The organism is Streptomyces sp. NPDC058240, assembly GCF_042882135.1.
Lineage (GTDB): Bacteria > Actinomycetota > Actinomycetes > Streptomycetales > Streptomycetaceae > Streptomyces.
The window spans coordinates 1-11,576 of sequence record NZ_JBHVWT010000091.1; the positions used below are offsets into that span (position 1 = coordinate 1).

11 protein-coding genes and 1 pseudogene are annotated in these 11,576 nt (G+C 68.0%); 6 read left to right on the forward strand and 6 right to left on the reverse strand.

What is annotated here, in order from left to right; all coding sequences use genetic code 11:
* Window positions 1-91: 91 nt before the first annotated feature.
* The 5 genes and pseudogenes from ACFVX4_RS40500 to ACFVX4_RS40520 form a co-directional block, all read right to left on the reverse strand.
* On the reverse strand, window positions 92-1,609 hold the full coding sequence (locus ACFVX4_RS40500) for an FAD/NAD(P)-binding protein (protein WP_389988046.1): 1,518 nt from the start codon (window positions 1,607-1,609) through the stop codon (window positions 92-94).
* 9 nt (window positions 1,610-1,618) lie between these two features.
* Window positions 1,619-2,446, reverse strand: a complete 828-nt coding sequence (locus ACFVX4_RS40505; RefSeq protein ID WP_389988049.1) for a class I SAM-dependent methyltransferase — start codon at window positions 2,444-2,446, stop codon at window positions 1,619-1,621.
* The gene (locus ACFVX4_RS40510) at window positions 2,443-3,693 is read right to left on the reverse strand and encodes an ATP-grasp domain-containing protein (protein ID WP_389988052.1); all 1,251 of its coding nucleotides are present in this window, start codon (window positions 3,691-3,693) and stop codon (window positions 2,443-2,445) included. The genes ACFVX4_RS40505 and ACFVX4_RS40510 overlap by 4 nt, the downstream gene beginning before the upstream one ends.
* A gap of 571 nt (window positions 3,694-4,264) precedes the next feature.
* A pseudogene (locus ACFVX4_RS40515) lies at window positions 4,265-5,173 on the reverse strand (transposase); the annotation flags it as partial.
* Window positions 5,174-5,224: 51 nt separating this feature from the next.
* Window positions 5,225-6,235, reverse strand: coding sequence for an erythromycin esterase family protein (locus ACFVX4_RS40520; RefSeq protein ID WP_389988055.1), 1,011 nt, complete (start codon window positions 6,233-6,235; stop codon window positions 5,225-5,227).
* 727 nt (window positions 6,236-6,962) lie between these two features.
* Between ACFVX4_RS40520 and ACFVX4_RS40525 the strand changes: the two genes are divergently transcribed.
* From ACFVX4_RS40525 to ACFVX4_RS40550, 6 genes are all read left to right on the forward strand, one after another.
* Window positions 6,963-7,469 (forward strand): SigE family RNA polymerase sigma factor, encoded by a 507-nt coding sequence (locus ACFVX4_RS40525; RefSeq protein ID WP_389988058.1) that lies wholly within the window; start codon window positions 6,963-6,965, stop codon window positions 7,467-7,469.
* Between the two features lie 11 nt (window positions 7,470-7,480).
* Window positions 7,481-7,990, forward strand: coding sequence for a hypothetical protein (locus ACFVX4_RS40530; RefSeq protein ID WP_389988061.1), 510 nt, complete (start codon window positions 7,481-7,483; stop codon window positions 7,988-7,990).
* A gap of 68 nt (window positions 7,991-8,058) precedes the next feature.
* Complete coding sequence (locus ACFVX4_RS40535; protein ID WP_389988064.1) at window positions 8,059-9,282, forward strand: glycosyltransferase; 1,224 nt, start codon at window positions 8,059-8,061, stop codon at window positions 9,280-9,282.
* Window positions 9,279-10,559 carry a hypothetical protein gene (locus ACFVX4_RS40540; protein ID WP_389988067.1) on the forward strand — a complete coding sequence of 427 codons (1,281 nt, stop codon included), beginning with the start codon at window positions 9,279-9,281 and terminating at the stop codon, window positions 10,557-10,559. The genes ACFVX4_RS40535 and ACFVX4_RS40540 overlap by 4 nt, the downstream gene beginning before the upstream one ends.
* Window positions 10,560-10,861: 302 nt before the next feature.
* The gene (locus ACFVX4_RS40545; RefSeq protein ID WP_389988070.1) at window positions 10,862-11,017 is read left to right on the forward strand and encodes a hypothetical protein; all 156 of its coding nucleotides are present in this window, start codon (window positions 10,862-10,864) and stop codon (window positions 11,015-11,017) included.
* 1 nt (window position 11,018) lies between these two features.
* Window positions 11,019-11,189, forward strand: a complete 171-nt coding sequence (locus tag ACFVX4_RS40550) for a hypothetical protein (protein ID WP_389988073.1) — start codon at window positions 11,019-11,021, stop codon at window positions 11,187-11,189.
* A 124-nt stretch (window positions 11,190-11,313) separates the two neighbouring features.
* Here the strand turns inward: ACFVX4_RS40550 and ACFVX4_RS40555 are convergent.
* The coding region (locus ACFVX4_RS40555; RefSeq protein ID WP_389988076.1) for a hypothetical protein at window positions 11,314-11,576 on the reverse strand (263 nt) is incomplete at its 5' end.

An 11,576-nucleotide genomic window follows, 5' to 3' on the forward strand; every position in this document is an offset into this window, starting at 1 on the left:
CACTGTACTTCGAGGGCCTTGCCACGTGGATCTACACCTTCCAGGATCAACAAGATCCATTGTCAGGCGTGTCCACACCACGGGGATCACCTCAGGGGGTAGGTAGACCTGGTGAGGCCGATGCCACGCTGGTTGAGGAATCGGCGGCGATCGCCGCGGCGATCGCTTCGCTGCGCCATACAAGCATCGGTACGCCGGACATGTAGTAGTGGGTGCCGCTCGTGAGGTAGCCCAGGGCAAGAAGCGACCGCTGGGGCCTACCGCTCCGGTCGACGAGCCGTCCGGTTTCCGGCTGCACGCGCAAGCCACCGTCCGGGTGCCGTTGTCCGTGCCCGTTACGGGTCAGCGAGTCCATCAGCTCATGGGGCGTGGCTGGGTGGGCCGTCGGTGCCGCGGTTGCGGCGGCGATCACGACGTCGGCTTCCACCGTGTGGTGTTGCGCTGTGACCCGGAACCCCTGCTTCGCGGGCGTGACCTCCTCAAGGCCGCGTAGGACTTGCAACTGACCGTTGTCGGCCATCTCAAGGAGTGTGCCAGCGGTTGCGGCGGGCATGGGGGAAGTGAAGCTGGTCCACAGTCGGTGGTAGCGGCGGAAGAACTGCTGCCGATCGCTGCGGGGCAGAGTCGGCCACCAATGGTGCACGGTGGTGATCAGAGCCCAGGTGGTGACCTGGAGCCAGTCGACGTCCCGTACGTGTTCCCGGTCGGCGAGTTGTCGGCGTACACGGCTCAACCCCCAGTCCGCCATGGATGTCTCGGCGGCGATCTGCCCTGGCGTGGCCCCGGCGCGAAGTGCTTCTGCCCGGGCCAGAGCGGCCACCATCGACAGCCGAAGAGGTGAGGACGAGCACTCAAGCCGGTCCCGGACGATCTCTGGGGTCATCACCGTCGGCCGCCCGACCTGTCGTGGGCGGCGCACGGCAGCCAGGATGCCGTCCCGCGAAAGCAGTGTGATCCGCCCCTGATGTCCTTGGGCCCGCAGTCCCAGGACGGCGTCGACAGCGGTGAGCCCGCAGCCGATGACGGCCACGGAGGCCGACTGATGAACGGTGTCGAGAGTGGATGCCACGGGATAGGGCCGCGTGATGTAGGACGGGTGACCAGCGAGTTTGTAGGGGTCGTAACCGGACGGGTCTCCGACGCACAGCACCGCGTAGTCGCACGGGACGGTGGCCCCGTCCTCCAGGCCCACCAGTGCCTTGTCACCGTCGGGCTCGACGCTCACGACGCGTCGGCGCAGCCACGTGACACGCCAGCCGGCGCCCGTCAGGTCGTCCAGGGTCTGGGAGAGAGTTTCCTCGAGGTAGCGGCCGTAGACGTGCCGCGGTGGGAAGGTTTCCTGCGTCCACAAGTTGGGAGCACAGCTCCCGTCGTGGTGGCGGGCGAGCCACCGCTGTGCGTGCTCTGGATCGTTTGGGTCCAGCGTCATCATGGTGGGTGGGGCGTTCACCACGATCTCGTCACGGTCCATCCGGTACGCCCTGCCGCGCCACAGCTGGTCCGAGGGCTCCACGATCACGAGATCAACGTTTCGTGAGCCGAGTGCGCGGGCGAGGGCCATGACGAGACATGCCGCGGCCGTGCCTCCGCCCACAATGCAGATACGCATGCGCAGCTCCTAGGCTTTCGGGGGCGCCGTACTGGCGGATGGCTGCCTGCGAGCCAGCGCGAAGCGGTAGGTGATGCTGCCGACGAACCCTTCGTCCTGTGCCCTGCGCCGCGCTTCGTCCTTCAGCGAGCGGGCCAGGTCTTTGCCGATCGTCCCGCTGTCGAGCATCGTGTCTACGCCTCGGTCGATGATGGTGTATGCGTAGGCCGAGTGCGCAGCTGTGTAGGTATGGGCACCTGCCTGCGTGAGCTGGAAGCCTGCCGCCTCCAGCAGGCGCGGGAGGGATCGCAGGTCGTGCGTGTTCACGACGTACTTTGCGCGCCAGGCGGCCACGCAAGCGTTTAGCGGATCGTGCGGGCCCAGCGAGAAGTCCGTCGATGCGTAGTCGCCGTCGAGTACGGCGATCTGCCCTCCCTGGCGGCACACCCTGTATGCCTCTTGGAGCACCGAGCGGATGTCCGGAGTGTGGCTGAGCAGCGTGTACATGAGGACCGTCGGGAACGACGCATCGGCGAACGGCAGCCGATGCGCGTCGGCTGCCAGGAGCCTGAGGTTCCCCGCTGTTCCGTTCGATTGGCCAGCCATCCTCAACAGGTCGATGCTGTGGTCGATGCCGACAACTGTGGCGGTACGCGCCCGGTCGCAGAGGTCGGCGAGAAGTTCACCGGAACCACAGCCGATCTCCAGCAGCGGCCCGGCGGTGACATCGACGGCCGTGAGGAAACGCTGCAACATCTGGTACTGATCCGGGTCCTGCCCGCGGGAGTGCAGTACTGATGCAACCTGCTGCGTGGTCTCGCTGTCACACGTGGCCAGCGAGGAGAACACGTCGTTCATGTACAGCCACTTCCCGTGGTCGGTGCAGGCGTGACGCGGAAAAGGGCCCCTTCGTCCTCCAGTCTGCTCAGCGCCTCGAGAGACTGCCGGACCACGGACTCCTCGGGATGGACGAAGTAGACGATCCCCGTTTTGCCCTTGGTCAGGGTGCTCTTCTGGATCGCTTGCCCGACGCACGGCAGTCCCTGCACGCTGTGGAACCCCGGGAGCCGGCGTACGGATGACAGACCTGGCACCGCCGTCAGGACTCCGGACTCCCAGCAACGCACGAACGCCTTGCCCATCACCTGCGGCGGAGCGTAGGCGTGGGGGAAGCGGGCCTTGAACGACGCCGGGTCGTCGAGGCTCTCTGCCAGTAAGTGCTGCTGGCTGCTGCCGAACGCGGCGAAGTACGGATCGGGGTGGAGCACTGGCCCCAGGATGCGCGCATTGACCTCGATGAGGCGCGGGCCGTCACGGGTGAGGCGCACGTCCGCATTGGCCGCGCCATTACGAATGCCCAGAGCTTCCAGGCAGTCGAGGGTGTGGGACACCACGTCCCGCTCGGCTGCCCCAAGGCTTGGGCAGCTGACGTTGTACCGGCGCACCGGAAGGCCGTCGAGCTCCTCGATGACATTTCGTGTCACCTCACACACCACATGTCGGCCGTCCAGACTGACCGTTGTCACCACGTACTGCTCACCTTGCAGATATTCCTGTACGAAAATCTTGTCGTTCGGCAGGCCCACGAGGTTCATCTGTTGGTGAATGTCCAGGAAGTGTGCCAATGCCGCTGATTCCGTCCAGCACACCCTGCAGCCGTCGCTGCCGGAGCTCTGGCTGGGCTTCACGACCACAGGAAGCCCAAGGCGCCGCAGTGCCCTGGTCAGGTCGTCCACCGTTCCCACCACGGCCTGCCCCGCGCAGGGCACGCCGGCCCTCCGTAGGGCTTCGCCCATCAGAGCTTTGTCCCGCCGCGCGGCGGCCGTATCGTCCTCGTTGCGCGGCAGGCCCAGGGCCGCTGCAAGGTCATGGGCCAACGCGACGCCGAACTCGCTGCCAGGAACGACGTGCCGGACACCCCGGTGGCGCAGTGCGGCTACCGTGTCCGCCGTGTTTTCACTCGCGATCAGGACAGGCGCGCTCGCGTCGCTTCTGGCTGTTCCTGAGAAGCGTTTCTCGTAAACGTGTACGCGGTCCTGGCCACGTTCCCTGAGGGCGGAGGAGAGGAAGACGCCGCTGGAAAGGGGGTCGACCAAAGCGATCATGGTGGTCCTCTTGCTTACGAGGGTGATGGAAGCACTGGTCGCCTCAGCGGTAGCTGCCCAGGCGGGGTGTGTGGGTGTGTCCTTTCCGGGGTGGCCGGCAACGGGCGACGCGGCATCAGCCCCGTGCCAGAAAGCGCGAAGCGAACCAGGCACCCAGCGCGGGCGACCCCGACAAGAGACTCCGCAGCCGCTCCAACCGGTCCAGCTCTGTCGACCCGACCCTCTGGCCCGACACCGATACCTCCCGGGGCTGCGACGCTCTGCGGCCACTCGACCGCAGCAGATCACAGGTTAGGAGCGATAGAAGAAGCCAATTCGGCAAAGCATCCAACAAGCCATGGAACAGGCCGGAAACACTCCCTTGACTTTCGATCCTGCGCCGACCTGCTGAATCCCCGTAGGTAATCTCCGTCCCGGTACTGGTGGAGCACTCGGCGGGCAGGTTCGTCGCGGAGGCGCCCAGGGGCAGGGATGCCTTCACGGTGGCGGAGGTTACCGCGCTCGGGCCGGTGTAGGCGAGGTGGGGGACCAGGATGCCCAGGTGCGGCTGCGCGGCGACGTTCTGAGGGGCCTCAGCGGATTCGCGGAGGGTGCCGTCCTGGTCCAGGGCAGGATGCCAGACCTGCTCGGGCAGGGCCCGGATCGCGCGGCGGACCGGTTCGGTGACTGCGTATCCGACCGAGAAGAAGGTGCGGATTCCGTGTGTTCGCAGGTCTCGGACGTGGGTGAGGAAGACCTTCGCGGATCCGGCGCTGTCGGTGCGGACAAGGATGTCGGTGCCGTGCCGGTGGGCGTCGGGGATCTGGGCGAGAGCGTCGTCCAGTACCGCGATGTGGTCCGCGGAGGTGTTGGCTCCGGCGTTCCCGGGCCGCAGCCGCCCGGACATGCCCTCGCCGGTGTTGGCCAGGAAACAGACCAGAGGATGGAAGCCGAAGCCGCCTTTGCAGGTGGGTGCGGCCTGGTCTCTCTCGGAGTGGCAGGTGATCAGCGTGGCGTCGATGTCCAGGACCAGGCCGGGCAGTTCGCGTCCGCCGGCCCTCACTGCGGGTATCGCGGTGCGGGTCTCGGCGGCCTGCAGCCAGGCCACCTCCCGGGCTGCGGCGCGAGCCGACCGCAGGCAGTCCAGTATCCGTTCGTCGACGGCGGCCAGCAGCCGCCAAGCCGTCGGCGTGGAGGCCACCGGGCCGAACACCTCGCGCTGGTCCCGCAGAACGGCCAGATCCGCGATCGCCTCGCCGCCGTCGGCGAGCATCACTGCGAGACCGGTGGCGATCCGGCCTGGGTCATGGCCGGTGCCGCGCGGCCGAAGCGGCCGGAGCACGGTGGAATACGCCGCCGTCAGCCCGGTCGCTTCGGCGAGGTCCGCCAGCAAACGTGCTCCGGCGTGCCCGACCGCCCCCGACCCGTCAGTGGACACCACAAGCCGGGGCCGCGAACCGATAACCTTCACGCAGAAAGTGCCTTCCTCTGGCGACGACAGAACCCCTAGACAAGGTCCATCGTCCCAGCTCAGGAAGGCACTTTCGCGCTTCTACCCACCCCTCAGCCGCACCCCAACCGAAACAGCGAGGTTAGGGCGAGCGCGCACCTGGTCGCGGTAGCGCATGGCCGCGGCGCCCTGGGTGGGCTTGGTGAAGTCGTAGCTGTACCCGGTGGCGGTCTGGTCGATGGCCCGGGCACGCTGCACCGCCCAGGTGTACGCCTCCTGCTCGGCCTTCCCGCCGCCCGGCCGTTGGCCCTGCAACAGTGCCAGCGCCTGCCCGGTGCGCTGCGCCATCTCCTTCCGCTCGGCGATCGGCTTGGCCAGATAGGCGTGGACATAGGTGTCCACGTCGGTGGTCGGGCGCAGCCCCTGGTGCAGAGCGGTGAACTGGGGCAGTAGTGCGGGGAAGCGCTGCCCGACGTACGAGGTCACCCGGTCGTACAGGGCGGGCCCGGCGTAGCCGAAGTCATTGCCCATGAACTGCACCGGGTCGCCGGGGTGCGCCACGTTCCACGAGCGCATCCACTCGATCAGCCGCAGGTATTCCTGGTCCTGCCAGACCTGGTAGGAGTTGCGGAACTCGTCCCGCATGATCTGCCGCGGGTCGCCCTTGCCGTACTGCACATAGTCGTTGAGTCGCTGACCGGTGCTCCAGGGCGCCTCCAGCGCGAAGGTGCGGAAGCCCTTCTCCTGGACCAGATAGCGGAACGCGCGGTGCTTGAAGGAGAAGAACTCGTGTGAACTGTGGGTGGCCTCGCCGATGCCCACGATGGTGGCGTTCCCCACCATCCGCCCGAACGGGCGCAGATCGCGGAAGCCGCCGGTGGGTTCGGTGGACAGCAGCGGATGCGCGGCGCGCTCGATGGCGCGCACCGCGTTCTTCCCCTGCGGATCGCCGAGGGTGGCCGGGCCGCGGAGGTGAGCCGCGGAGGTGGTGACGGGGGCGTACGTCGGTGCCGGCCCCATCGCCTGGACCGGGGCGGCGGCCACCACCAGTGCGCTGGTGCACAGGGCCGCGGAGACCAGGAGCCTGTTCTGCTTTCGCGTTAGTCGTGTCATGGCTTCCAGCGTGACGAGCGGCCCGGTGACGATCCATCCGCCCCACTCCCGGATCCGGGGTGGGGCTGGGTCCACCGAGGGGTGGAGGCAGCCCCACCCCGCTGCTTGCTGTGCGCGTGCGGAAGCGGGAGATCCAGCCGCCGGCCTTCTGCACGGCTGCTTCGCATCAGTGCTCGGGCTACTGCTTGAGCATCCCGTCCGGCTGCCGCGAACACCGGAACAGCAGCAAGGCGACAGCGAATGGCCACGAGAACCTCCACGTCAGTGTTGACGGCGCCGTGAACTACTGACCTCCTTCTGTGTGCAAGCCCGGGCAGTCGTCCGACCGCCCGTATGTAGGACGTCAGCCGTTCTCGGGCGGGATTCGAAGAGATCGACCAGCCGGGTGGAGCGCAGGCGCCCCATGACCAGGCGGGGAACGTCATCCGCTGGGGTTGGTCCGGATCAGGAAGTTTGTCACTGTGTTCGTTCCGCGGCTGTGGCAGTTCGGGCGGAACAGGCAGCTCGCATTGCCTGGGGGCTCGAGCTGCTCGGCGGCTGCTGCCGACACCGCTTCGTGGAAGACCGGGCCGTCCTCCCACCTGGAGATACGGGAACCCCCCGCGGCCGCAGGGGGTTGTCGTCGATATGCCCTGTGATCCAGATCATGGTCCGCAGGTGCATCGTGGGCCGCGTGCCAGTGCCTTCTACAGGGTGTAGGCGACCGGCGAGAACAGGGACAGTGCGGATGGAGCAGAGTCGAGCCCGTGCGTTCGACGAGTTCGTGGCTGCCCGATGGTCGGTGCTGGTCCACTTGGCCCGTCTGCTCGTCGGAGGCGATCGGCATCGGGCCGAGGACTTGTTGCAGGAGTCCTTGGTCAAGCTCTGGTTCGTCTGGCCCAAGGTCGCGGATGACGCACCGGAGCCGTACGTCCGCAAGGTAATGATGCGTGCGGCGGCACGCTCGGGACAGCGGCGTTGGTGGGGTGAACGCCCCGTCGAACAGCTGCCTGAGACGGCTGTTGTCGGCGATGTGTCCGCGGACGTGGTGGAGCGTTCCCGGCTGGAGGCCGCGCTGGCCCAGTTGTCGCCGAAGCAGCGGGTAGCGGTGGTGCTGCGCTACTACCAGGACCTGCCCGAGGGGCAGGTGGCGGAGGTGCTCGGGTGCCCGGTGGGCACGGCTCGGTCCCATGCCGCACGCGGAGTGGCCCGGCTGAGGCAGATCCTGGGCAATGTGAACGAGCCGGTGCGGTGAAGGAGAACCCCATGGATCACTTCGAACGGCAGCTGGCACAGATGCTGCGCGACACCGAGGCGGCGCCCGCACCGTTCGAGCCGAAGCACCGGGAACGTCTCTGGGCAGGAGTGCGTGTCCGCCATCGGAGACGGGCCGCGCGGAGGGCAGTCGGCTCCGTCCTGGCCGTCGTCGGCCTCAGTGTCGGGCTGTCCCTGCTGCCCGGCCATGCGACCCGGGTCGAGCCCAGCCACCCCCGCCCACAGTCCACGACGAGCCCGCCGCCCTCTGCCCCGCCCGCGATACCCGACGCGTCCCCGAGCGCACCCTCCTCCTCGGGAACCTCCACCGCCCCCGCGCCCCCGGACGGGACCGCCACAAGCGCGCCGCCAGCCACGATCGGGAGTACGGCCACGGCCACCGAGACTCCGCCGGGGAGCACGGAGGGCGCGTCGCCGCCCTCGACCTCGGCCCCGCCTTCGGGTATGGCGACCGCACGGAACCAGCCGTTGACCGCCTCGTCCTCGCTCGTCCCCCCGTAGCGCCGTAACACACCGTCGCCCCGAGTGTCTTCGGCCTGCCCGGCACCAAGTCACAAAAAGGATAGAACGTGAGAAATCAAGGTTCACTTGCCCTGAAGGACCTGAGCCAACTGCCGCACCGCGCATCGGTGGCGACACACCACCCGGAGCCCGTCCTGGACGTGGTCATCCCCGTGTTCAATGAGGAGAGAGATTTGGAGCCGAGCGTGCGGCGGCTCCACGCACACCTGTGCGAGACCTTCCCCTACCCGTTCCGTATCACCATCGCCGACAACGCCAGCACGGACAGCACACCGCGGATCGCCGCTCGGCTGGCAGACGAACTGCCCGAAGCACAGTGGCTTCGGCTGGCCGAGAAGGGGCGCGGCCGGGCGCTGCGTACCGCCTGGTCGCTCTCGCCGGCCCCCGTACTCGCGTACATGGACGTGGACCTTTCCACAGAACTGACGGCGTTGCTGCCGCTCGTGGCCCCGCTGCTCTCCGGCCACTCCGATATCGCCATCGGCACCCGCCTGGCTCCCGGTTCCCGGGTGGTACGCGGCCCCAAACGAGAGATCACCTCGCGTTGCTACAACGCCCTCCTGCGCTCCGTCCTCGCCGTGCGCTTCTCAGACGCGCAGTGCGGATTCAAGGCGGTGCGGCGTGATGTGGCCGAGCGACTGCTGCCCCTCATACAGGACTCAGAGTGGTTCTTCGACACTGAACTGCTGGTGATCGCCGAGCGTGCCGGGCTACGCATCCATGAGGTGCCGGTCGACTGGGTGGACGATCCCGACACCCGGGTCGACATCCTCGCCACGGCACTGGCCGACCTGCGAGGCATCGCCAGGATCGGCGGGGCACTGGCGCGGGGCACGCTGCCGCCGGGCGGGTCGCTCCGCGACGATGGCGCCGCCGCGCCGGGCGGGCTCGCCACCCAACTCCTGTGCTTCGCCGCCGTAGGAGCCGTCAGCACCCTCGTATACCTGCTCCTCTACGCAGCGCTGCGCCCGGTGGCCGGATCCCAGGCCGCCAACGCACTCGCGCTGCTGGTCTGCGCCGTCGCCAACACGGCCGTGAACAGGCGGCTCACCTTCGGCCTCCGTGGCCGCGGCGGTGTGCTGCGCCACCAGGGCAGGGGCCTGTTCGTTCTCCTGATCGGCCTGGCGATCACCGGCGGATCGCTCGCCGCCTTGCACCACGCGATGCCCTCGGCCGGGCAGGCCACCGAACTCGCCGTACTCCTCGCCGCCAACCTGGCCGCGATGCTGCTGCGGTTCCTGCTCTTCCGAGCGTGGGTGTTCCGCGCATGATCAAGACCGCCGTCCGTACGACCGAGACCGGCACCCAGAGCTGGAACGCGAGTCTGTCTGAGCAGCCCGCCACCACGGGCCCCGATCACCGGAGCCGGCTGCGCCACACAGCCGAGCATTACGGCCCCGTGCTGGCCATCTACGGCACGCTCAAGCTCATCGGCTTCGCCGCCTTCATGTGGCTGCTGCACTCCGCCGGGGACTACCGCACGAAGAACCCGCGCTTCGGCGGCGGCTCCCACCCGTGGGACGTCCTGGCCAGCTGGGACGGCTGGTGGTACCAGCAGATCGCCGCGCACGGGTACGACCCTCAGCTAGTCCCGATCCCCGGCGCCACCGGCCCGATCACCCTCGAAGGGAACTCGGCGGCGTTCTTCCCGCTCTACCCGGCGCTGATGCGGCTGGTCTCCGAGCTCACCGGCCTCGGCCTGTACGGCGCCGGCCTGCTGGTCTCCGTCGTCGCCTCCTTGGCCGCCGCCCTGGGCATCTACGCCATCACCGAACACCTCGGCGGCAGACGGGCCGGGCTGGCCGCGGCCGGACTCTGGGCCGTCTGGCCCGGTTCCGGCGTGGAGTGGGCGGTCTACTCCGACTCCCTCTACGTGGCCCTGGCCGTCTGGGCCTGCCATGCCGTCCTGAGCCGCCGCTGGCTCACCGCCGGTCTCCTCACCTGCGTGGCTGGGCTCAACCGGCCCACCGCCGTGGCGCTGATCGCCGCCGTCGCCGTCGCGGCCCTGCTCGCGCTCTACCGCCTCCGGGACGGCATCCTTCGTCCGGTGGCCGCGATGGCCCTCGCCCCGCTCGGCCTCCTCGCCTATCTCGGCTGGGTGGGTCACCAAATGGGGGACTACAGCGGCTACTTCAGACTTCAGTCCGGTGCCTGGGCCCACGAGTGGGACTACGGCCGACACACCCTCGATGTCCTCACATCCGTCCCGGTGGGCCACTCCGACTATCTCTCCGCCTGGCCCTTCGCGGACCTGATCGGCGTCGGTGTCGTCCTGCTCGCGATCGCACTGCTTCCGCTGCTGATCCGGCTGCGTCCCCCAGCCGTCCTGATGGTCTACACCGTCCTCACCCTTGTCCTCGTCCTTGGCAGCCAGCAGATATTCGGCAACGTCTCCCGCTACCTACTCCCCCTCTTCCCGCTCTTTCTTCCGCTCGCCCTCGCCCTGCGCCGCCTCAGCCTGACCCACCAGCTCATGCTCCTCGGCATCGCGGCCCTGGCTTCCGGCTCGTACGCGGGCTACGGCCTTTTCGAACTCGGCGTCCCGTAACCGATGGCCCCAGAAATGGATGCCCGATGACCACAACCCTGCCCACCGCCAAGCAATCAACCTCGAGTTCGGCACACCGTGATCCTGCACGCGATCCAGGTCCCGCACGGAACCCCACCAGCACCGGCCCGGCGCTTCACTTCGACAAGGCACTCGGACGGACGCCCTTCCGCAGATGAGTGCGGTTCCTGACGTCGGCAGCTTCTTCCACTCTCCCGAGTGAACAACCAGGACGGACACAGTCAACTACGTTCTGTGACCGCTGGATACTTCCCGCGATCAAGGACTTGTGCCGCGGCCTGATGGCCGCCGCTCTCGCCTTCGCCGCCCTCCCGCGTACGCCGATGGAGGGCCTCGTGCCCCTCCCCGTCGCCGACGAGATTCGCGACGGGTACAAGCGCGAGCTGCACCCCCCTCTGGAAGGACGACGCCAAGAATGGCTGCTCGGCACGGAATGACGTGTTGATCGCCGAGGCAATCGAGGCGCCGACCGCGGGCGCAGGCTGCACTCTGACGGGCGGGGCGTGGCACAGCTATAGCGATGGTGTGATCGTTCATGGTGCCGCTGGTGTGGACATCGACCACATGGTTCCGTTGGCCGAGGTGCACGACTCTGGCGGCTATGGCTAGAGAACGGAGAGGCGTCGGCGTTACGCCAACAATCCCGGCTCCGAGGTCCTCTGGTCGGGGTCAGCGCCCGCTCGAACCGTCAGAAGCCTGACCAGGCCCCGGCGAAATGTCGGTTCGAGGCTGGTCAGGCGCGCTGGACGGTGACGATTCGCCTTCTCACAAACACAAACGCACCACCAGGTACTCCACTCTGCACCGCGACTACTCCCTCCTCGCCGATGACGCGCTCGCTGCGCTCCGCTTGCTGCGCGACCGGCCCGGCGTCGACCGGGCTGGGGTCTGTCAAACGAGCGGCTCTGACAAGATTTTCGTAGCCGTTGATCGACTTTGCGGTTTCGGCCTCGGCAAGTGCCTTGGTGGGGGAGGCTGGTGGCGTGTGATGTCGAG